This window comes from Kribbella sp. NPDC002412, from assembly GCF_053592935.1.
The window spans coordinates 207006-227316 of record NZ_JBSFBL010000004.1 but is presented as its reverse complement, the minus strand read 5'-3'; the positions used below and the strand labels follow the sequence as shown (position 1 = coordinate 227316).

The following is a 20311-nucleotide window of genomic DNA, read 5'->3' as shown; positions in this document are numbered from 1 at the left end:
CGCCAGTGAGGTGGCGACCGACATCAGGCGCGGTCGGCGTTTGCCGTCTTCGGTGGGTGTCTGGTGCTGCTGGGGACCAGACACCCACCGGGAACTTCAGGCGAGTTCCAGCGCCGGGCGGGAGGGGACTTCGCCGTACGTCGTGGTGCGCTGGCGAGCCGGGCGGCCGGCCGCGGTCGCCATCGCGGTGAGCTCGGCGATGGACTTGCGCGAGCCGTGCTTGGAGCCGGCCATCCGGCTGATCGTCTCCTCCATCAGCGTCCCGCCGATGTCGTTGACGCCGCCGTTCAGCACCGCGACGCAGCCGTCGACGCCGAGTTTCACCCACGAGCACTGGATGTTGTCGATCCGCCCGTGCAGCATGATCCGCGCCATCGCGTGCACCGCGCGGTTCTCGTCGTACGTCGGACCCGGCCGCGCGACCCCGGCCAGGTAGATCGGCGAGTTCTGGTGGATGAACGGCAGCAGCACGAACTCGGTGAACCCGCCGGTCCGGTCCTGAACGGCGGCGATCGTGCGCAGGTGCTGGACCCAGTGGTGCGGCGCGTCGACGTGGCCGTACATCATCGTCGAGCTCGACGGCAGCCCGACCTTGTGCGCGGTGCTGATCACCTCGATCCAGGTTGCCGTGGGCAACTTCCCCTTGGTGAGGATCCAGCGGACGTCGTCGTCGAGGATCTCGGCGGCGGTGCCGGGGATGCTGTCCAGCCCGGCCTCCTTCACCGAGATCAGGAAGTCCTCGATCGACAGCCCGGTCCGGACCGAGCCGTTGACGATCTCCATCGGCGAGTACGCGTGCACGTGCATCTCGGGCACCCGGTCCTTGACCGCGCGGACCAGGTCGGCGTACGCCGTACCCGGCAGGTCGGGGTGGATGCCGCCCTGCATGCAGACCTCGGTGGCGCCGATCACCCAGGCTTCCTCGGCGCGCTGGCCGACCTCGTCCATCGACAGCGAGTACGCGTCGGCGTCGGTCCGCCGCTGGGCGAACGCGCAGAACCGGCAGCCGGTGTAGCAGACGTTGGTGAAGTTGATGTTCCGGTTGACGACGTAGGTGACGTCGTCGCCGACCGTTGCCTTCCGCAAGTCGTCCGCCAGTGAAGCCAGTGCGTCCAGGGCCGGACCCGTTGCCGTCATCAACGTCAGCGCCTGGGCGTCGGACAGACCGGCGGGATCACGTTCGGCGGCCGCGAGCGCTGACTTCACATCACCTTCGATGCGTTCGGGTGCCGACCGTCCAGCGACCTGCTCGCGGAGAACGTCCCAGTCGCCGTACGCCGCATCGAAGTCGGAGCGGGTCTCGGTACGGCGACCCTCGGTGTCGATCGCGGTGTGCAGATCGGTCCGCCCGACGCTGTCCCAGCCGCCGTCCGGCTCCTGCCACGGCAGGCCGACCGGAAGCGCCGACTCGTTGGCCAACCCGGTCGCCGGATCGACCAGCGCCTCGACGTGCGAGATCAACCGCGGGTCGAGCCACGGCTCACGCAAGTACTCCGGATGCGCGGTGAGCCGCTCCCGCAGCTGGAACCCAGCGTCGGCGCTCACCTTCGCGAGGTCGTCGATCTGCGGCCACGGACGCTCGGGGTTCACGTGGTCGGGCGTCAGCGGCGACACCCCGCCGAAGTCGTCGATCCCCGCGTCGAGCAGCGCGCGGCACTCGGCAAGGTCGACCAGGTTCGGCGGCGCCTGGACGCGCACCCGCGGCCCGAGCACGATCCGGGTGACCGCGATCGCGGCCAGCCACTCCTCCAGCGGTACGTCGTCGTCGTTGCGCATCGCCGTGTCCGGCTTCACCCGGAACCCCTGGATGATGACTTCCTGGATCCCGTTGTACTGCCGGGCAATCCTGCGCAACGCGAAGATCGAGTCGGCCCGCTCGGTCAGGTTCTCGCCGATGCCGATCAGCAGTCCGGTGGTGAACGGGACGTTCGACCGGCCTGCGTCCTCCAGCACCCGCAGCCGGATCGCCGGGTCCTTGTCGGGTGAGCCGAAGTGCGGCTGGCCCTTCTCCTCGAACAGCCGACGCGACGTGGTCTCCAGCATCATGCCCATGCTCGGCGCGACCGGCTTCAGCCGCTGCAGGTCCTGCCACTTCATCACGCCCGGGTTCAGGTGCGGGAGCAGGCCGGTCTCCTCGAGCACCCGGATCGACATCGCCCGCACGTAGTCGAGCGTGCTGTCGTACCCGGCCTCCTCGAGCCACTTGCGCGCCGCGTCCCACCGCTCCTCGGGGGCGTCGCCGAGGGTGAAGAGCGCCTCCTTGCAGCCGAGGGCCGCGCCCTGGCGCGCGATCTCCAACACTTCGTCCGGCGAGAGGTACGGCGAGTGCACGCGGCCCGGCGTGGTCGCGAACGTGCAGTAGTGGCACCGGTCCCGGCACAACCGGGTCAGCGGGATGAACACCTTCTTCGAGTAGGTGACGATCCCGGCCCGGCCGGCGTCCGCCAGGCCCTGGTCGCGGACCCGCGCCGCGGTCGCCATCAAGGCGGTCAGCGCGTCGCCGGTGGCGGCGAGCAGCACCTCTGCCTCGGCCGGGTCGAGTGTCTTGCCGTCGTCCGCACGCTTGAGTGCTCGGCGCATCGCCGTACTGATGTCATTGGCCACGAAATCCGAGCCTAAGCGCCGGAAACCGGGCGTTCCCGCGATTCCGGGGACCAAAAACAATCCGTACAGCTGTCCTGATAGTTTGCTGTTCGTGCAGGTCAGGCGGGGTGTCGACGGCCGTCGGAGGCGTGGTGAGCTGCGGCGGGGCGAGCTGCTGCGCGCGACGCTGGCGGTGGTCGAGCGCGACGGAGTCGCAGGTGTGAGCCATCGTGCGGTGGCCGCGGAGGCGGATGTGTCGGTCGCGTCGATCACCTACCATTTCCCGACGCTCGACGATCTGCTGGTCGCCGCGCTGACCTGGGCGGCGGAGGATCTCGCGGCCGAGCTGCACGGGTGGGGGAGTGAGCTGGGCGCCCGGCCGGCGGACGAGCTGGCGCGGTTGATCGAGCACGGCCTGGACCGCCGGCGCGGGCGGACCCTCGCGGTCTACGAGCTCTACCTGTACGCCGCCCGCCGGCCGGACCTCCGCGAGGTCGCCGGAGCATGGCTCGAACCCCTCACCGAAATAGCCCGAGCCTTCACCGCCGACCCCCACAAGGCCCGCCTGCTCGTGGCGGCCCTCGATGGTCTCCTCCTGCAAGCTCTCATCGGTGCCCGCGAGGTGGATCGAGCAGACTTCGCAGCTCTGCTGGACGTGCTGAGGTAGCGCCGGCGATACCTCAGGTCGGGTGCTCGAGCCCGGGGCGCACGGAACTCCAGGTAGTTGGCTGGAGGCATGCTGAGGTTGTCGGTTGGGGCGGTGCGGGACAGGTGGCAGTTGTTCGCTGGGGCGGTCGTCGCCGTGGCGCTCGGGGTCGGGCTGGTGCAGTCCGGGTTGCAGGTGCTGGCGGCGACGGATCGGCCGGTGTTGCCGGGTGGGTTGTCGGCGTACGAGCGGGCGAGGGTGCGGGAGGGGTACGTCGGGGCGGCGACGTTGATGGGGATGTCGGTGATGCTCGCGGTGTTCCTGACCGTGTTCATCGTCAGCACGACGTTCGGGTTCACGGTGGTGCAGCGGCGGCGGGAGCTCGGGCTGTTGCGGCTCATCGGCGCTCAGCGTGGCTACGTCTGCTTGATGCTGCTGTGTGAGGCGGTGCTGCTCGGCCTGCTCGGGACTGCGATCGGCGTGCCCATCGGGCTGCTAGGCACCTGGGCGCAGTCCAAGTTGCTGATCACACTGGGCATGCTCCCGGACTGGTTCCACGCGCCCTGGGACCAAGGCGCGATGTGGTCCGCGATGATCGTCGGGATGAGTACGGCGCTGGTCGGCGTACTCACCGCCGCCTGGCGCGCCTCGAGAGTCAGCGCACTCGAAGCAATCACCGACTCACCCAAGGCGACGCGAGTGATGACCGCGTGGCGCTGGTTCTGGGGACTCTCCGCAGCCGCGTGCACGGTTCTGCTGGTGATCGCCGCGCAGGCGGCCCGTGATCTCGTCGCCGGCCTGATGGTCGGTCTCGTCGTGATGATCAGCGGCTCGATCGCCCTCAGCCAGCTCAGCCCGATCGTCGTACCGCTGACCGGCCGTCTCCCCGCCGCCGTCCTCCGCGGCAACCTGATCACCGACCTCGCCCGAGCCGGCGTCCTGCACGCAGTACGGCGGAGCGCCACCACCGCAGCGCCGTTGATCGTCCTCGTCGGTCTCGTCGTCGGTCTGTGGGGAACGTTCGGGTCACTGGCCAAGGCCGTCGGCGTGGAGCAGGAGAGACTGATCACCGCGGATCTCGTGGTCGACCACGCGATCCAACCCGGGCCGGGGATCGAGGTCGCCTCACCGCAGACCGCCGTACCGGTTGCCGTCACGCGCGGAAAGCGAACCGTCTACTCCGAGGCGATCGGGATCAATCCGGCCGCGTACCAGCAGACGCACAGGCTCCGGCCGCGCAAGGGCTCCCTCGACCGCCTCACCGGGCGAACGATCGCCATCGGCCCCGGCATGGCCGCCGAGGGGTACAAGCTCGGCGCGACCCTGACAATTGCTCTCGGCAACAGAAAGCTCCCGGTCAAGGTGGTCGCGATCATGCCTGAGACGCTGGACGTCAGCGAGAACTTCTTCGTCCCGCGCACCCTGCTGCCCGCCGGCGGACGCACCGAGACCCTCGTGAAGGTTGCGCCAGGCCACAAGATCGCCGGCGCGCAGACCGTGAAGGAGTGGGCCGAAGCCAGAGGCGAAGCCCAGCAGCGCAGCAACTCCGGCCTCTTCGCCGCGCTGATGGGCCTCGCCGGGATCTTCACCGCGGTTGCCGTCGTCAACGCCGTGGTGATGTCCACCGCGGACCGCCGCCGCGAGTTCGCCCTCGCCCGGATGGCCGGCCTGACCAGAGTCCAGGTCGTCCAGGTCGCGTTGGTCGAGTCCACAGCCGTCGTGGTTGTCGGCGTACTGCTCGGATCTCTCGTCGCCGGAGCAGCGCTGGCCGGCATCGCCGCAGGCCCGTACGGACTTGCCGCATTGGCGATTCCGTGGCGTCTGCTGGGCCTGATCCTCGCCGCCGCGATCGTCGTGGTCGGTTCCGCGGCGGCCGTGACCGCGCACCGAGCCACCAGTCCGCAGCCGATCTCCCTGCTAGCGGGACGAGAATGATCTGGCGCCCGCGCGAGCCATGCTCTGCACCACGACGTGGTGGAACGGCCGGATCAGGTTGTAGTAGAACCGCCCGGCCGGCCGCAGGTACTTGACCAGCGTCACGACCTTGAACTCGCTGGCAGGCTGCGCGTTGTCGGTGATGATCGCCAGCCAGCCGGTCAGGTGATTGTCCTGGACCTCCAGCAGCAGGTAGTGATCCTCCGCGCCGCGGACGACCGTGAAGAACGACGCCTTGTCGCCCGGCGTGAAGCTCACGGTCTCCGGACGCAGCCGGCGCGAGTCCGGGATTCCCGTCGTGTCGAGGCGAAGCGCCAGCGCCACCACCATCCGGACCGCGAACAACCCCTTGATCCACAGCGGTGAGTACCCCAGCGCACCCGCGGTGAACTCGCGCAGCGACACCGGGCCACGGACGGTCTTCACATCGACGACGTCGACGTCAGCCAGCAGGTCGTCGATCTCAGGTAGGTCAGTACGCGCAGGCATCGCGGCCTCCTAGTCGATCAGCGTCTCGCCCGTCGCGAGGCGCAGGGTCATCGCGTAGATCTCGCGCAGGTCGTCCTTCCGGACCGACGGCAGCACCTGCTCGGCCCCGATGAGGATCAGGTAGAGCAACTCGGCGAAGCGGTCCGGATCCACGTCCGTCTTCAGCCCACGGCAGAGACCCTTCAGGTACTCCGTCCGGGCCCGATCCACCCGCTCCTGCGCAGCCCGCACTTCGGGATCCTGCAGGGCCCACGCCCGTACGGCGATCTCCAGCTCAGCGCTGTCCGGATCCGACAGCACCAGCTTCATCAGGTGCTTCAACTTGGCCCGGGGTTCCGCGTCGGGCGCACTCTCCACGGTGTCGATCAACCGCGTGGTGAACTGCGCCTCGAAGTACGCCAAGAGCGCCGTCCGGAACCCGGCGGCGCCCTTGAAGTGGTGATAATACGACCCTTTGGTGACCCCGAGCTTCCCGGTGAGCCGCTCAATGGTCACCGCCGGCGCGCCCTCCGCCGCCAGCAGCTCCAGCCCCGCCTCGAGCCATTCGCTCCGCGTCACCATGCTGGGACCATACCATACCGTTTGGTATGGTCCCAGGTAATCAGGCGTCGGCGGCGGTGAGGGCTTCGGCTTCCACCTTGGAATGGGTCTCGGGCGTGCGGAGGTGGGAGAGGGGCTTCCAGCCGGTGGCCAGGGTGGCTACGGCGAGGACGACGGCGAAGGCGCCGACGTAGAAGGGGATCTGGACGTTGATCTCCTCGCCGAGCTTGCCGGCCAGCCAGGGGGCGATGGCGCCGCCGGAGAAGCGGACGAAGGAGTACGCCGCCGACGCCGTGCCGCGTTCGACCGGCGCGGCTGCCATCACCGCCTCGGTGATCAGGGTGTTGTTGATGCCGAGGAACAGGCCCGCGACGATCACGCCGACCGCGAGGACGGCCTTGTGGTGTGCGTAGACACCCATCACCGCGAGGTCCGCGGCGAACAGCAGCAGCGCCGTCATCACCACCGGCAGCGTGCCGAACCACCGCTGCAGCCGCGGCGCCACGAACACCGAGGTGACCGCGAGGCCGATGCCCCAGCCGAAGAAGATCAGCCCGATCTGCCGCGCCGACATCGCCAGCGGGAACGGCGTGAACGCGAGCAACGTGAAGAACCCGAAGTTGTAGAGCAGCGCCGTGATCGCGACCGTCGCCAGCGACCTGTGCCGCAACGCCTTCAGCGGCTCGAGGATCGACGTACGGCGGGCTGCCGGTGGTGACGCGGGGAGCAGGAAGGCGGTCGCCGCGAGCGCGATGGTCATCAGTACGGCGACGCCGAAGAACGGGCCGCGCCACGAGATCGTGCCGAGCTCGCCGCCGACCAGCGGGCCGGCCGCGATGCCGACGCCGAGCGCGGCCTCGTACAGGATGATCGCCTCGGCGACCGAGCCGCTGGCCGAGTTGACGATCGTGGCCAGCGCGGTCGCGATGAACAACGCGTTGCCGAGACCCCAGCCGGCCCGGAAGGCGACGATCGCGCCGATCGAGTCGGACAGGCCGGCCAGGGCGCTGAACACGACGATGATGGCCAGGCCGATCAGCAGGGTGTGCTTGGTGCCGATCCGGCTGGAGACCGCGCCGGTGATCAGCATCGCGACACCGATGACCGCCATGTAGCTGGTGAACAGCAGCGACACCTGCGACGGGCTGGCGTGCAACTGCTCGGCGATCGGCTTCAGGATCGGGTCGACCAGGCCGATGCCCATGAACGCGATCACGCAGGCGAACGCGACCGCCCAGACGGACTTGGGTTGCTTCAGAAACGAGTTGCTCACCGGGCCGAGGCCTCCAACGGATCGAGGGTGAGAATCCTGTGCACGATGGCGACCGAGGCTTCGAGGGTGGCGAGGTCGGTCGCGGGGAGTTGGCGGAGGCGGGCGGCGACGGCCGCGCCGGCTTCCTGGCGGGCGCGCTGCAGTTCGGCGTACCCGGCGTCGGTGAGGCTGATCAGGCTGGCGCGGGAGTCGGCCGGGTCGGGCTCGCGCCGTACCCAGCCCTGGTCTTCCTGGCGCTGCACGAGGTTGGACATCGTCGGCTGGGAGCACCGGTCGGCCTTCGCCAGCTCGCTGATCCGGGTCGGCCCGAGCTCGTCCAGCCGCCCGAGCAACCGCATCGCCGCGTGCGGCAACGCACTCACGTCCCGCGCCGCCAACCGCGTCAACCGCGCCGAGGCGACCACCATGTCCACACCCAGCTGCGTCAGCTCAGTCTCACTCACATCCCCCAAATATACATAGCAATACTATGCATCTCCAGTGGCCACCATCGTGACCCGAGTCACCGGCGGGCTGCAGATTGCTGCCAGCAAGGCGAACTGGAGGGTGTTGCGCTTCGCGACGGTGATGGCAACCGCGAGCCAGGCGAGTTGGACGATGGCGAAACCGGCCTCGTGCAGTACGGCGTGCCAGCTCGGATCGACTCGCCCTTCGGGTGCTCCGGTGGGGAAGCCGGCGCCTGGGTCAGTGACGAAGACGCCGGCTGCGATGAGGCCGAAGCCGAGGGTGGCGACGAAGCGCGGCAGCCAGCGGCCTTGGTCACGCAGCCCGATCGCTGCAGCGATGAACAGGGCGCCGGTGACGACGAAGTTCGCGATCTGGATCCAGCCGGCGCTGCCGAGTGCGAGCAGGCTGAGCGGATGCCGGCTGGGGTCGAACCCGTCCCGGGTGAAGGCCTGTACGGCCCACACGGCCAGGAAGAGCGGCCCGGCTGCGATGCCGCAGGCCGCGAAGTGGGGTGACGTTCATGATCTCGTCCTCTCTGCTGGGGTTGTCAGCAGAGACGTCGAAGGATCGTCGGCGATTCGGACAGGAAGCGCTCAGAGCTGCCGGGCGATGATCTCCGCGGCCGCGCTCGGCCCGTCGACGGCGGCGTACAGCTTCTGGATCCGCTCGGCGGCGGCGAGGTGGGTCTTGTCGTCGAGCATCCGTGCCGCGAGGTCGGCGAGGCTTCCGGATCGACCGAGGCGACGAGCGGCGTCGAGGCGCTCGACCAGTACGACGTTGAGGTCCTGCTCGATGTGCAGGGGGATGCCGAGGAGCGGCGTACCGCAGGCCATCGCCGTCTGCACGCTGCCCTGGCCGCCGGTGGTGACCGCGAGATCGACCTGCGGCATCACGAGATGGCTGGGCAGCACGCCTTGGACCATGATCCGGTCGGTGGTGAGGTCGGAGAGGTCGTGGATCGTGCCCGCGACCAGGAGCCGTACGTCGAGCCGGCTGAGCTCGGCGACCGCCGTACGGACCGCCGCCGGTGGGGTCGAGGTCATCGCGAGGTAGACGACCGGGCCCGGCCGGTCGAGGAACTGCTGCACCTCAGCGGGCAGCGGAAGGTCGAGATGGGCGAACAGCGGTCCGGCCGTGCGGAGCTCCGAGCCGGGGCGATAGCCCTTCCCGGGCCGCCAGGCGGCGACCTCCTCGGACGAGATGCCGAGCACCTCGGGGATCTCCGGCACCACGGAGAGATCCCCGAGTAGCAATGCGGCGAGACTGGGAATCCCTTCGACACCGAGCGATGCGGCCACTCGGTTGAAGCCGCCGCAGTACGCCGTGGTGCGGTTGGTCGTCCTGTTGACGAGGAACCGGGCGAGCCAGTCGGGCGCGTGCGCCAGGCGTGGGTCCACCGGATGCGTCGGCGCCGGCAGCAGGCGGTGCTCGAAGACCGGCGGGACGAAGCTGCCCGCGTGCTCGGTGATGACGCGTACGCCAGCCAGTCGCGAAGAGAGCAAGGTGGTCACGGTGAAGCCGGTGACGGCGACCGTGATCCCGTGCGCGCGGAAGTAGTCCGCTTCGGCGGTCACGTACATGCGGATCTCGGCGTCGTCGTACATGCTCTGCCGGGGATCGCCGAGCCCGGCGGCCGAGCCGACGAAGGCGGCCGCGCGGGCGGCGGACATGCCGGGGCCGAGGACGTCGTACTCGATGCCGGCCGCGGCGAGCAGCCGCTCGTGCGGGCCGCCATGGGTGGCGACGCGGACCGGGAGGCCGAGCGCGGTCAGGGCCCGATGGAGCTCGAGCATCCGGGACGTCTCGGACAGGTAGGCGCAGTGCGGCAGCAGACAGATCATCATTGCCCCCTTCGACGATGATAGGTAATATATTGCCTATGTCGTCATCGAACAAGACCCCGGAGCTGTTCGGAATCGGCGCGGGCTCACAACTGGCACCGTCGGTCCAGGCGTTCCGGACGACGCTGATGCTCGCCCAGAAGCTGCGGTATGCGATGGACGAGCGGCTGCGGGTGGATGGGCTCACCACTCAGCAGGCGGCCCTGATCACGGCGGTGACGGCGATAGGGAAGCCGTCGCTGGCCGAGGCGGCCGCCGCGCTGGGGAGCACGCATCAGAACGTCGCGCAGATCGTCGCCGCCTTGGTCCGCAAGGATCTGTTGCAGGTCGAGCCCGATCCCGCCGACCGGCGCCGGAAGTTGCTGTCAGCAACGAATCACAGCGCGGAGTACTGGCGGGAGCGTGACGCCGGTGACTTCGCCGCGGTGGCCGACTGGTTCGCCGACCTGAGTCCGGCCGAGCTCGAGACCTTCTGCGAGTTGTCCGGCCGGGTGATCGCGAGACTCGACGATGCTTAAGGCCGTGCTGGGCAGTACGGCTTTCTTCTTCGCCGCGCCCTGTGTGGTCGGTGGGCTGATCCCCTGGTGGATCAGCGGGTGGGCCGCGCCCCGGTTCTGGCCCGGGCTGGTGCTGGTGGCCGCCGGCGCGTACGTCGTACTGCGTGCGTTCGTGCGCTTCGTCCGGGAGGGACGCGGTACGCCGGCGCCCGTCGCGCCCACCGAGCAGCTCGTGGTCGGCGGCGACTACCGCTACGTCCGCAACCCCATGTATGTCGGCGTCGTCACCGCGATCCTCGGCCAGGCCCTCACCTTCCTGGATCCCTGGGTCCTCGGGTACGGCGTCCTCGCGTGGGCCGTGATGGCGTCCTTCGTCCGCTGGTACGAGGAGCCCGCCCTCCTCAGCCGCTACGGCGCCCAGTACGAGCAGTACCGCCGTACGGTCCCCGCCTGGCTACCGCGTCTGAAGCGCTGACGGGTCGGTCGGCTGATTTGTGCATGGGTGCAAAGTTTCAGGGTTAATAGTTTGCAGTGAGTGCAAGTTTGTTCCTAGCCTGGTCGGGTGAAACAGGCAGAGGGTGGGTTGCGGGAGCGGAAGAAGCGCGAGACGCGGGCGGCGCTTGCCGAGGCGGCGTTGCGGCTGGCGCTGGAGAAGGGCCCGGAGAACGTCACGGTCGAGGAGATCGCCGAGGCGGCCGACGTGTCGGTGCGGACCTTCTTCAACTACTTCCCGCACAAGGAGCACGCGATCCTCGGGCGCAACCCCGAGCACCTCGAGCGTGCGCTGGAGCGGATGCGGACCGCGCCCGCCGAGGTCTCCCCGCTGACCGTGATGTGGCACGTCGTCCGCGAGGTCCTGCAAGACCTGGAGAGGGACGGTGAGCTGTCGCGTCGCGGTGAGCTGATCATGCAGTCGCCGAACCTGGTCTACCAGCTGATGGTGTCCAGCTTCGACGACGAACGCCAGCTCACCGCCGCCCTCGCGGAGCGGATGGGCGAGCCGGTGACCGCCGTACGTCCCGCTCTCGTCGTCAGCGCGTCCGGCGCCGCCTGCCGGGTGGCGATGGAGCTGCACAAACAATCTCCCGACCGGCGCGTCAGCGAACTGGTCGGCGAAGGCTTCCGACTACTTGCCGAGGGCATCGACCCTGGCTTCGACAGCACCGCGAAAGGTCCCTCATGACAACGACCTCGTCACCTCAACCGGAGGCGCCGGTCGCACTCACGCCACGGCAGACCACCCAGGCCATCTCCGGCCTGATGATGGGCATGCTGGTCGCCGTACTGGCCGGCACGGTCGTGTCCACCGCGCTACCGCGGATCATCTCCGAGCTGGAGGCCAGCCAGTCCGTCTACACCTGGGTGGTCACCGTCGAGCTGCTCGCGATGACGGCCACCGTGCCGTTGTGGGGCAAGCTCGCCGACCTCTACAACAACAAGCTGCTGGTCCAGCTGTCGCTCGCGTTCTTCGTGATCGGCTCGCTGGTCGCCGGCCTCACCCCGAACGTCGAGCTGCTGCTGACCAGCCGGGTCGTCCAGGGCATCGGCGCCGGCGGCCTGACCGCGCTCGTGCAGATCGTGATGGCGGCGATCATCCCGCCGCGGGAGCTGGGCCGGTACTCCGGCATCTTCGGCGCGATCTTCGCCTCGGCGACCGTCGGCGGCCCGCTGCTCGGCGGCTTCCTGGTCGACTCGCCGCTCGGCTGGCGGGCCTGCTTCCTGGTCGGCGTCCCGTTCAGCCTGGCCGCGATCATCCTGCTGCAGCGCACGCTGCACCTGCCGACGGTACGGCGGAACGTCAGGATCGACTGGTGGGGCGCACTGCTCATCACCAGCGGCGTGAGCATCGTCCTGGTCTGGTCGACGTTCGCCGGGAACAAGTTCGACTGGGTGTCGGGCTGGAGCCTCGTGCTGGTCGGTATCGCCGTGGTCGCGCTCGCGATCGCCGTGGTGGTCGAGGCGCGGCACCCGGAGCCGATCATCCCGCTGGACCTGTTCCGCAACCGCACCGTCACCCTGTCCGTGGTCGCCAGCATGCTGGTCGGCCTGGCGATGTTCGGTGGCTCGGTGTTCCTGTCGCAGTACTTCCAGATCGCCCAGGGGCACTCGCCGACGTCGGCCGGGCTGATGAGCCTGCCGATGATCTTCGGCATGCTGATCTCGTCCACGATCGCCGGTGGCCTGATCACGAAGTACGGCAAGTGGAAGATCTACCTCGTCATCGGTGGCGTGCTGCTGCCGGTCGGGCTGGCGCTGCTCGGCACGATCGACGCGCACACCGGGACGGTCCGGATGTCGGTGTTCATGGCCGTCCTCGGTGTCGGCGTCGGCCTGGTGATGCAGAACCTGGTGCTCGCCGCGCAGAACGACGTACCGGCGCGCGAGCTCGGTGCGGCGACGTCGGTGGTGAGCTTCTTCCGCAGCATGGGCGGCACGATCGGCGTCAGCGCGCTGGGTGCGGTGCTGGCGAACAAGATCGCCGCGTCGCTCGGGATGGACGGTTCGCAGGGCGGCGGCGCCGTACCGGACATCAACACGCTGCCGGAGGAGGTGAAGGTGGCGGTGCAGGAGGCGTACGGGAACGCGACCGCGGACCTGTTCCTGATCTCGGTCCCGATCGCCGTCCTCGCGCTGGTAGCCATCCTCTTCATCAAGGAGAAGGCCCTCCTCACCACCTCGGCAACTGAGCGCCGCGCGGCCGAGGACGAGGAGGCTGGCAAGCCAGCGCCCCACTGACAACGTCCTTTGCACGATGGCGCCGCCATCGTGCAAACGACGTCGCCAGTGGGACGCTAGACGCATGATCGTTGCATTCAGCATCAGCCCTTCCGGTGGTGACGAGACCGGGGGCGTGAGTCAGGCGGTGGCCGAGGCCGTCCGCGTGGTTCGCGCCTCCGGGCTGCCGAACGAGACCAACGCGATGTTCACCAACATCGAGGGTGAGTGGGACGAGGTGATGGCCGTGGTCAAGCAGGCCGTGGGTGCGGTGGCGGCCGTCTCGCCCCGGGTCAGCCTGGTTCTCAAGGCCGACATCCGGCCCGGGTTCACCGGCCAGCTCACCGCCAAGGTCGAACGCATCGAGCAAGAGCTGTCCGACTAGTTGTTCGCCGACCGTAGCTCGTCCAGCCGGCGTCGGCCTTCCTGAGTCGCGGGTCGCCAGTCGGCTGGGAACAGACGGGAACGCTCGACGGCCGTGGCGAGCGGTACCTCGGAGAGCAGCTCCCAGAGCAGGCTCCAGCGTTCGTGCTTCGCCAGGCCGGCGCTGAGCTCGGTGAACTGCTCACCGCGCAGCAGCCCGGCGAACTCGCCGGGGTCCGACACCATCCGGCGCAGCAACTCGAAGAGACCACCGTCGATCGCTGCGCTCCGCAACTGGGCTCGCCCGGCGCTGTCGGCCGCCGCATAGGCCGCAGCAGCCGCCGCGCCGTACGGATCGGCGCGGCGGTACCGCTCGTACTTGCCCGTCAGCAGCCAGACCACGGCCCGGCGGGCCGGCTCGGACGGCGTCAGTTCGTGCTCCCGGCAGAAGTCGGCGAGCCTTGGCACCTGGTCCGCGAGCTCGTACACCTCGTCGACGAGGGTCTGGTCCTCGGCGGCCAGGATCTTGCGCTGGGCGATCCTGGCGACCGGATGATCGCCCAGCGCGGCGGCCACGACCACGACCCGGCGCATCTCCGCGGTCAGCTCGTCCTCGGCCGGGTGCAGCACGAGCAAGGCCAGGTCGGCGACTACTCGCTGCTCCACGTCCCGCTCGGGGCCGAGGTCGTTCCGGTACAGGTGAGCACGCAACGCCGGACCGCCGTTGGCGTCGATGAGCTCCCTGCACACGGTGTCGAAGGGTGGATCAGGCGAGCGACGCCTCCACCGGCGCAGCAGGCGGCGGGCAGGAGCGTGTCTTCCGATCGTCTCCGTCACCCGTACCACCGCCCCCGACTCGCGTACTCAAAAGTATGGTTCAGCGGGCGGGGTTCAGGGCAGCGACCGTCGTGTCGTAGCGGTTCTCCCGCTCTGCGTCGCGGAGGAACCGGACCCGGTTGACCAGGATCTCCTCGGCGTCCGGCTGGTCCTGGAGCAGCTTGACCGACTCGTCGACGAACTCGTCGAGCGGCATCCACTCCGGGTCCGGCACGCCGTTCAGCAGCCCGGTCTGGACCGCCGGCGGCACCAGTTCGATCACCTGGACGCCGGTGTCGGCCAGCTGGATCCGCAGGCTCTGCGTGTAGCTGTGGACGGCCGCCTTGGTCGCACTGTACGTCGGGGTGTCCACAAGCGGGACGAATGCGAGCCCGGAGGAGACGGTCATGATCACCGCGTCCGGTTTGGCCAGCAGGTACGGCGTGAACGCGGTGAGCGTGCGGATCGTGCCGAGCAGGTTGATGTCGACGACCTGCTCGGACGTGGCCAGGTGCGCCGGGTCGCGGAGGTCCTCCTCGACCATGATCCCGGCCATCGTGACGACCACGTTGAGGTCGGGGTGCTCGGTGGTGACCGTCTCGAAGGCGGCCTTGATCGAGTCCGGGTCGGCGACGTCGAGGGTGATCCCCGCGATGCCGTCCTCGGCGGCGATCTCGTCCAGCAGGTCCTTGCGGCGGCCGCTGATGATCACGGTGTTGCCGAGGTCGCGGAACCGCCGGGCCAGCTCGAGGCCGATTCCCGACGTGCCGCCGGTCATGAAGATCGTGTTGCCAGTCGTTTTCATGGCTCCAGCCTTCGCGAGCCGGGCGGCGGTAACCAGGCTCGCCTTAGCCACGGATTGGCAGGCCCTGGATAACGCGGATCCGTCCGACAGACTGGAGTACATGGAGTACGGCGACCTGTCAGATTTCCTGCGCAAACGACGCGAGGCCCTGCAGCCCGAGGACGTCGGGATGCCGCGCGGCCGGCGTCGCCGTACGCCTGGTCTCCGGCGGGAGGAGGTCGCGGCGCTGGCATCGATGTCGGCCGACTACTACAGCCGGCTCGAGGGCGGCCGGGGCCCGCAGCCGTCGGTCGACATGCTGGGCGCGATCGCCCGCGCGCTACGGCTGACGACTGAAGAGCGCGACCACTTGTTCGTGCTCGCCGGCCACGGCACGCCGCCGCGGACCACGCGGAACTGTCACGTCGACCCCGGGATGCTGCGGATCCTCGACCGGCTGCAGGACACACCCGCGATGCTGCTCAACCGGTGCGGCGACACCCTCGCCCAGACCCCGGCGCACGTCGCGTTCGCCGGTGAGCAGACCAACTACGAAGGCTTCGAGCGCAGTGAGGCCTACCGCTGGTTCACCGATCCGGCGTCCCGGACGCTGTACGTGGAGCAGGAGGTCGCGACCCACAGCCGGATGCTGGTCTCGATGCTCCGCTCGGTCGCCACCGCGGACGGCCCGAAGTCGTACGCCGCCACCCTCGTCAAGACCCTGCAGAAGACCAGCCCTGAGTTCGCCGAGATCTGGGAGCGGCACGAGGTCGGCATCGCGCACAGCCGGACCAAGCACTTCAACCACCCGGTCGTCGGCGAGCTCGAGCTGTACTGCGAGGTCATCGACAACCGGGATCAGCAGCAGACGCTCGTAGTCTTCACCGCGACCCCTGGCAGCGAGAGCGCGGAGAAGCTGCAACTCCTGTCGGTGCTGGGAAGTCAGACACTCGATCCGGCGCGCTGAACCGTCGTACGGCGGCTCAGGTAGAAGGCGAAGAGCGCGGTCGGGAAGAACATCACGATGCCGTAGACGGCGACCGGGATGGACATCTCGCTGTTGCCGAGCAGGCTCGGGCTCAGCGCGATCGTGAGCGCCAGCGTCGCGTTGTGGATGCCGATCTCCATCGAGCACGCGATCGACTGCCGCTCACCCAGGTTGGCCAGCCGCGGTACGGCGTACCCGAGAGCGAGACTGAGGACGTTCAGCAGGACGGCGACCACGCCGACGGCGGCGATGTAGTCGAGGACGTTGTCGCGCTCGCTGTAGATCGCGGCGAAGATCACCAGCGCCAGCACGAGGATCGAGCCGATCTTCACCGGCCGGGCCATCCGGTCGGCGAACCCGGGCAGCTTGTTGCGGATCAGCATGCCGAGGGCGACCGGGACCAGCACGATCGCGAACACCTGCAGCATCTTCACCGGTTGCAGGCCGATCTCGCCGTCGCCGAGGAAGTGGTCGAGGGACAGGTTCACCACGATCGGCAGGGTGATCACGGCGAGCACCGAGTTCACCGCGGTCAGGGTGACGTTGAGGGCGACGTCGCCGCCGGCCAGGTGGCTGAAGAGGTTCGCCGTCGTGCCGCCGGGGGAGGCGGCCAGCAGCATCATCCCGACGGCCAGGGCCGGCGCCAGCCCGAAGAGCTTGACCAGGCCGAAGCAGATGAGCGGCAGCAGGAGCACCTGGACGCCGAGTGCCACCAGGACGGCTCGCGGCATCCGCAGTACCCGGCTGAAGTCCGCGACGGTCAGGGTCAGGCCGAGGCCGAGCATGATGATCGCGAGGGCGATCGGCAGCAGCACCGAGGTGAGCACGGAGTCGTCCATCGGCAGGCCCCCTTCGAACGTTGGTGGCTCAGGGTGACAGCGGGACGGTCGGACGGCAAGAGTTCCGGGACCGGCGGACCCTTTACCCGGCTTTTCGCCATGAGTTAATTTAAGTTCTGAAATCTCATTGCGTAACCGCTTCGTGACTGAGGGGATCCGCCCATGCCCGCTCGGAAACTGCTGCCTGCCCTGCTCGCGCTCCTGCTCTGCCTGGTCTCGGGCAGTACGGCGGCCGCGCAGCCGGCCGCGACCTTCAACGTGCTCGCGTTCTACAGCGGCACCTGGGATGCCGCGCACATCGACTTCGTGAAGGAGGCGAACCAGCGGTTCCCGCAGTTCGGGGCCCAGCACGGGTTCACTTACACCGCGACCAACAACTGGGACCAGCTGAACAACCTGAGCGCCTCGCAGTACCAGGTGGCGATGTTCCTGGACGACTCGCCGCACACCGACGCGCAGCGGACCGGGTTCCAGCGGTACATGACCAACGGCGGCGCGTTCTTCGGCTTCCACGTGACCGCGTACAACGACGCGAGCGGCGGCTGGGCGTGGTTCAACAACACCTTCCTCGGCACCGGGCGGTTCAAGTCGAACACCTGGGGACCGACCGCGGTCACGCTGAAGACCGAGAACCGGACGCACCCGTCGCTGGTCAACACCGGCGCGACGTTCCGCTCGTCGGTCAGCGAGTGGTACAGCTGGCAGAACGACCTGCGGGCCAACGCCGACATCCAGATCCTGGCCTCGATCGACCCGTCCAGCTTCCCGGTCGGCACCGACCCGAACCAGACCTGGTACAGCGGCTACTACCCGATCGTCTGGACCAACAAGAACTACAAGATGATCTACGCCAACTTCGGCCACAACGCGATGAACTACGAGACCAACACCCGGCTCTCGTCGACCTTCGACAGCCCGGCGCAGAACCAGTTCATGATGGACGCGCTCAAGTGGCTCGGCGGCGCCGGTACGACGCCGCCGGTCGACCAGCCGTCGCCGACGACCTGGTACTCGATCGCCAACAAGGGCAACGGAAAGTGCGTCGACGCCCGCGCCGCCGGGACCGCCAACGGCACGGTGATCCAGCAGTACAGCTGCAACGGCACGCAGGCGCAGCAGTACCAGTTCCAGCCGACGTCCGACGGATTCACCCGGGTCAACAACCGCAACGACGCCACGAAGTCGATCGACGTCACCAACGTGTCGTCCGCCGACAATGCCGGCCTGCAGTTGTGGACGTATGGCGGTGGCGCAAACCAGCAGTGGAAGGCAGTCGCCGAAGGCGACGGCTATTTCCACTTCGTCAGCCGGCTGAGCAACAAATGCCTGACCGTCCCGAACGGCTCCACCGCCGACAGCACCCAATTGGTGCAACTGACCTGCACCGGAAATTCTGCTCAGTCTTTCCGGCTGACCGGGATGTGAATCTGGGCTAGGTTCCCGGCATGAGAATCCTGCGTGTGGCCGCTGTTGCGGCAGGAGGTCTGCTGTTGATGTCCCAGCTCGTCCCCGCCGCCCAGGCGGGCGGGCAGCCGTCGTACCAGTGGGAGCTGACGCCGACCGGGAGTACGGCGCAGTTCCGCGGGCTGGCTGCGGTGAGCAAGGACGTCGCGTGGGTCGGCGGGTCGGGCGGGCAGGTGCTGCGGACCGTCGACGGCGGGAAGAGCTGGCAGAACGTCAGCCCGGCCGGGGCCGAGACCGTGCAGTTCCGCGACGTCGAGGCGTTCGACGCGAAGCGCGCCGTCGTCCTGTCGATCGGGAACGGCGGGGACTCGCGCGTCTACCGGACCGTGGACGGCGGGAAGTCGTGGACCGAGACGTTCCGCAACCCCGACCCGAACGCCTTCTACGACTGCCTGGACTTCTGGGACAACAAGCGCGGTCTGGCGCTGAGCGACCCGGTCGACGGGAAGTTCCGGATCCTGGCGACCGCGGACGGCGGCAAGTCGTGGCAGGTGCAGCCGACGGCGGGGATGCCGGCCGCGCTGCCGGGTGAGTTCGCGTTCGCGGCCAGTGGGACCTGCCTGGTCGCCGGGCCCGGCCGTACGGCGTGGTTCGCGACCGGCGGCGGGGACCGGCCGCGGGTGTTCCGGACCGTTGACGGAGGCAAGCACTGGACGGTCGCCGACTCGCCGATGGCCAGTGGCGAGGCGGCCGGCATCTTCAGCCTCGCCTTCCGCAACTCGCTGTTCGGGGTCGCGGTCGGCGGTGACTTCCTCAAGCCGACCGAGGCGGTGAAGGCCGCGTCGGTGACGTACGACGGGGGTCGCAGCTGGAAGCTGGTTCCGGCCGACAAGGCGCCGAAGGGCTACCGGAGTGGGTCCGCGTTCGTGCCGAACACCCCCGGTACCGTCATCGCCGTGGGTCCGTCGGGCAGCGATGTCAGCTACGACGGCGGACGCAGCTGGAAGCAGTTCTACGACGGCAGCTTCGACAGCGTCGAGTGCGCCGGGCACGGGAGCAAGGCGGGTTGCTGGGCGTCCGGGGCCAAGGGCGCGGTCGCTCGGCTGACGCGCTGATGTTCAGGTCGGCGACACTCGTACGTCGTGCGGGGGTCGCCGACGACCCGACAGGATGAGGGCATGCGCAAACTGGTGCTGGGGACTATTGCGGGACTGTTGATGCTCCTACCTACCGCGGCCGCCGCCGAGGCGGGCACGACCGGCGTGCCCGGTCGCCCGCTGACCGTGGCGACCTACAACATCCACCACGGCGCCGGGATCGACGGCGTCCTGGACCTCGAACGGATCGCCGTACTGCTGGAGGAGACCGGCGCGGACGTGATCGGGCTGCAGGAGGTGGATCGGCACTGGAGCGAGCGGAGCAACTGGGTCGACCAGCCGGCCTGGTTCGCCAAGCGGCTGAAGATGCACTACGGGTACGCCGCCAACCTCGACCTGCCGCCGTTGAACCCGGGCGAGCCGCGCCGTCAGTACGGTACGGCGATCCTGTCGAAGTACCCGATCAAGGACTTCACCAACACCCTGCTGCCGCTCTACCCGACCGGTGAGCAGCGTGGACTGTCGGTCGCGACGCTGAAGGTGCGCGGGGCCGAGCTGCGGTTCGCGAACACCCACCTGACGCACAACAACAACGCCGAGCGGCTGGAGCAGGCCCAGAAGGTGGTCGAGCTCCTGGGCGGCTCGAGGAAGCCGACGATGCTGGTCGGCGACCTGAACGCCCGGCCGGACACCCCGGAGATCAAGACGCTGACGGCCCTACTGAACGACACCTGGCCGGCCGTCGGGACCGGGCCCGGGTACACCTCCCCGGCGGAGAACCCGACTGCCCGGATCGACTACCTGCTGCACAGCTCGCAGCTGCGGCCGACGAAGGCTTCGGTCCCGGTCTCGCCGGCGTCCGACCACCTCCCGGTCGTCGCTTCCTACACCCTTCGCTGACCGCACCTACCGCCAAGACGGCGCCCTCCGGCTGATGCCGGACGGGCGCCGTTCTGTTGCTCCGGGTGACCAATTGCGCGAAATTACAAGCTTGTAGTTTGTCAAGTCGACACGCAGGTGAAACAAAGTTACTTGTGTGAAAAGTGTTCCCAAT

General features: G+C 68.7%; 21 protein-coding genes. 11 read left to right on the top strand and 10 right to left on the bottom strand.

Features of this window, described 5'->3' with window-relative positions:
- Positions 1-96: 96 nt before the first annotated feature.
- Positions 97-2580, bottom strand: coding sequence for a bifunctional FO biosynthesis protein CofGH (locus ACWCOV_RS05400; RefSeq protein ID WP_449827997.1), 2484 nt, complete (start codon positions 2578-2580; stop codon positions 97-99).
- Between the two features lie 115 nt (positions 2581-2695).
- Here ACWCOV_RS05400 and ACWCOV_RS05395 point away from each other — a divergent pair, with 115 nt between their 5' ends.
- Positions 2696-3250 (top strand): TetR/AcrR family transcriptional regulator, encoded by a 555-nt coding sequence (locus ACWCOV_RS05395; RefSeq protein WP_449827983.1) that lies wholly within the window; start codon positions 2696-2698, stop codon positions 3248-3250.
- 69 nt (positions 3251-3319) lie between these two features.
- A complete protein-coding gene (locus tag ACWCOV_RS05390) occupies positions 3320-5164 on the top strand; it encodes an FtsX-like permease family protein (RefSeq protein WP_449827982.1) in 1845 nt (614 codons plus the stop codon).
- Here ACWCOV_RS05390 and ACWCOV_RS05385 read toward each other — a convergent pair.
- From ACWCOV_RS05385 to ACWCOV_RS05360, 6 genes are all read right to left on the bottom strand, one after another.
- Entirely contained in the window at positions 5147-5653 is a 507-nt protein-coding gene (locus tag ACWCOV_RS05385; RefSeq protein WP_449827981.1) for a DUF2867 domain-containing protein, read from the bottom strand. The two genes, ACWCOV_RS05390 and ACWCOV_RS05385, sit on opposite strands and share 18 nt — an antisense overlap.
- 9 nt (positions 5654-5662) lie before the next feature.
- Positions 5663-6214: a TetR/AcrR family transcriptional regulator gene (locus tag ACWCOV_RS05380; RefSeq protein WP_449827980.1), complete on the bottom strand. Its 552-nt coding sequence runs from the start codon at positions 6212-6214 to the stop codon at positions 5663-5665.
- A 40-nt stretch (positions 6215-6254) separates the two neighbouring features.
- Complete coding sequence (locus ACWCOV_RS05375; RefSeq protein WP_449827979.1) at positions 6255-7466, bottom strand: MFS transporter; 1212 nt, start codon at positions 7464-7466, stop codon at positions 6255-6257.
- Complete coding sequence (locus ACWCOV_RS05370) at positions 7463-7909, bottom strand: MarR family winged helix-turn-helix transcriptional regulator (RefSeq protein WP_449827978.1); 447 nt, start codon at positions 7907-7909, stop codon at positions 7463-7465. Before ACWCOV_RS05370 ends, ACWCOV_RS05375 begins: the two co-directional genes overlap by 4 nt.
- Positions 7910-7933: 24 nt before the next feature.
- On the bottom strand, positions 7934-8404 hold the full coding sequence (locus tag ACWCOV_RS05365; RefSeq protein ID WP_449827996.1) for a DUF998 domain-containing protein: 471 nt from the start codon (positions 8402-8404) through the stop codon (positions 7934-7936).
- A 102-nt stretch (positions 8405-8506) separates the two neighbouring features.
- Positions 8507-9754, bottom strand: a complete 1248-nt coding sequence (locus tag ACWCOV_RS05360; protein WP_449827977.1) for a hypothetical protein — start codon at positions 9752-9754, stop codon at positions 8507-8509.
- 38 nt (positions 9755-9792) lie between these two features.
- Between ACWCOV_RS05360 and ACWCOV_RS05355 the strand changes: the two genes are divergently transcribed.
- From ACWCOV_RS05355 to ACWCOV_RS05335, 5 genes are all read left to right on the top strand, one after another.
- Entirely contained in the window at positions 9793-10272 is a 480-nt protein-coding gene (locus ACWCOV_RS05355; protein WP_449827976.1) for a MarR family winged helix-turn-helix transcriptional regulator, read from the top strand.
- Complete coding sequence (locus ACWCOV_RS05350; protein WP_449827975.1) at positions 10265-10726, top strand: methyltransferase family protein; 462 nt, start codon at positions 10265-10267, stop codon at positions 10724-10726. The genes ACWCOV_RS05355 and ACWCOV_RS05350 overlap by 8 nt, the downstream gene beginning before the upstream one ends.
- Before the next feature lie 87 nt (positions 10727-10813).
- On the top strand, positions 10814-11434 hold the full coding sequence (locus ACWCOV_RS05345; protein ID WP_449827974.1) for a TetR family transcriptional regulator: 621 nt from the start codon (positions 10814-10816) through the stop codon (positions 11432-11434).
- Positions 11431-12987 (top strand): MDR family MFS transporter, encoded by a 1557-nt coding sequence (locus ACWCOV_RS05340; RefSeq protein ID WP_449827973.1) that lies wholly within the window; start codon positions 11431-11433, stop codon positions 12985-12987. The genes ACWCOV_RS05345 and ACWCOV_RS05340 overlap by 4 nt, the downstream gene beginning before the upstream one ends.
- A 64-nt stretch (positions 12988-13051) precedes the next feature.
- Positions 13052-13351, top strand: a complete 300-nt coding sequence (locus ACWCOV_RS05335; protein WP_449827972.1) for a thiamine-binding protein — start codon at positions 13052-13054, stop codon at positions 13349-13351.
- Here the strand turns inward: ACWCOV_RS05335 and ACWCOV_RS05330 are convergent.
- Both ACWCOV_RS05330 and ACWCOV_RS05325 read right to left on the bottom strand, forming a co-directional pair.
- On the bottom strand, positions 13348-14079 hold the full coding sequence (locus tag ACWCOV_RS05330; protein ID WP_449827971.1) for a hypothetical protein: 732 nt from the start codon (positions 14077-14079) through the stop codon (positions 13348-13350). The two genes, ACWCOV_RS05335 and ACWCOV_RS05330, sit on opposite strands and share 4 nt — an antisense overlap.
- Before the next feature lie 127 nt (positions 14080-14206).
- Positions 14207-14950 (bottom strand): SDR family oxidoreductase, encoded by a 744-nt coding sequence (locus tag ACWCOV_RS05325; protein ID WP_449827970.1) that lies wholly within the window; start codon positions 14948-14950, stop codon positions 14207-14209.
- 100 nt (positions 14951-15050) lie between these two features.
- Here ACWCOV_RS05325 and ACWCOV_RS05320 point away from each other — a divergent pair, with 100 nt between their 5' ends.
- Positions 15051-15896 carry a helix-turn-helix transcriptional regulator gene (locus tag ACWCOV_RS05320; protein WP_449827969.1) on the top strand — a complete coding sequence of 282 codons (846 nt, stop codon included), beginning with the start codon at positions 15051-15053 and terminating at the stop codon, positions 15894-15896.
- Here the strand turns inward: ACWCOV_RS05320 and ACWCOV_RS05315 are convergent.
- Entirely contained in the window at positions 15872-16756 is an 885-nt protein-coding gene (locus ACWCOV_RS05315; RefSeq protein WP_449827968.1) for a bile acid:sodium symporter family protein, read from the bottom strand. The genes ACWCOV_RS05320 and ACWCOV_RS05315 overlap by 25 nt on opposite strands.
- Before the next feature lie 162 nt (positions 16757-16918).
- Between ACWCOV_RS05315 and ACWCOV_RS05310 the strand changes: the two genes are divergently transcribed.
- From ACWCOV_RS05310 to ACWCOV_RS05300, 3 genes are all read left to right on the top strand, one after another.
- Entirely contained in the window at positions 16919-18181 is a 1263-nt protein-coding gene (locus tag ACWCOV_RS05310) for an RICIN domain-containing protein (protein ID WP_449827967.1), read from the top strand.
- A gap of 20 nt (positions 18182-18201) precedes the next feature.
- Positions 18202-19275, top strand: coding sequence for a WD40/YVTN/BNR-like repeat-containing protein (locus ACWCOV_RS05305; RefSeq protein ID WP_449827966.1), 1074 nt, complete (start codon positions 18202-18204; stop codon positions 19273-19275).
- 63 nt (positions 19276-19338) lie between these two features.
- Positions 19339-20157, top strand: a complete 819-nt coding sequence (locus ACWCOV_RS05300; protein WP_449827965.1) for an endonuclease/exonuclease/phosphatase family protein — start codon at positions 19339-19341, stop codon at positions 20155-20157.
- Positions 20158-20311: the final 154 nt, after the last annotated feature.

What these genes read in the sequence shown, in the direction of transcription:
- ACWCOV_RS05400 (WP_449827997.1), bottom strand. Translation starts at nt 2,580, where the DNA reads ATGCGCCGAGCACTCAAGCGTGCGGACGACGGCAAGACACTCGACCCG.
- ACWCOV_RS05390 (WP_449827982.1), top strand. Translation starts at nt 3,320, where the DNA reads ATGCTGAGGTTGTCGGTTGGGGCGGTGCGGGACAGGTGGCAGTTGTTC.
- ACWCOV_RS05385 (WP_449827981.1), bottom strand. Translation starts at nt 5,653, where the DNA reads ATGCCTGCGCGTACTGACCTACCTGAGATCGACGACCTGCTGGCTGAC.
- ACWCOV_RS05380 (WP_449827980.1), bottom strand. Translation starts at nt 6,214, where the DNA reads ATGGTGACGCGGAGCGAATGGCTCGAGGCGGGGCTGGAGCTGCTGGCG.
- ACWCOV_RS05360 (WP_449827977.1), bottom strand. Translation starts at nt 9,754, where the DNA reads ATGATCTGTCTGCTGCCGCACTGCGCCTACCTGTCCGAGACGTCCCGG.
- ACWCOV_RS05355 (WP_449827976.1), top strand. Translation starts at nt 9,793, where the DNA reads ATGTCGTCATCGAACAAGACCCCGGAGCTGTTCGGAATCGGCGCGGGC.
- ACWCOV_RS05350 (WP_449827975.1), top strand. Translation starts at nt 10,265, where the DNA reads ATGCTTAAGGCCGTGCTGGGCAGTACGGCTTTCTTCTTCGCCGCGCCC.
- ACWCOV_RS05340 (WP_449827973.1), top strand. Translation starts at nt 11,431, where the DNA reads ATGACAACGACCTCGTCACCTCAACCGGAGGCGCCGGTCGCACTCACG.
- ACWCOV_RS05335 (WP_449827972.1), top strand. Translation starts at nt 13,052, where the DNA reads ATGATCGTTGCATTCAGCATCAGCCCTTCCGGTGGTGACGAGACCGGG.
- ACWCOV_RS05325 (WP_449827970.1), bottom strand. Translation starts at nt 14,950, where the DNA reads ATGAAAACGACTGGCAACACGATCTTCATGACCGGCGGCACGTCGGGA.
- ACWCOV_RS05320 (WP_449827969.1), top strand. Translation starts at nt 15,051, where the DNA reads ATGGAGTACGGCGACCTGTCAGATTTCCTGCGCAAACGACGCGAGGCC.
- ACWCOV_RS05315 (WP_449827968.1), bottom strand. Translation starts at nt 16,756, where the DNA reads ATGGACGACTCCGTGCTCACCTCGGTGCTGCTGCCGATCGCCCTCGCG.
- ACWCOV_RS05310 (WP_449827967.1), top strand. Translation starts at nt 16,919, where the DNA reads ATGCCCGCTCGGAAACTGCTGCCTGCCCTGCTCGCGCTCCTGCTCTGC.
- ACWCOV_RS05305 (WP_449827966.1), top strand. Translation starts at nt 18,202, where the DNA reads ATGAGAATCCTGCGTGTGGCCGCTGTTGCGGCAGGAGGTCTGCTGTTG.
- ACWCOV_RS05300 (WP_449827965.1), top strand. Translation starts at nt 19,339, where the DNA reads ATGCGCAAACTGGTGCTGGGGACTATTGCGGGACTGTTGATGCTCCTA.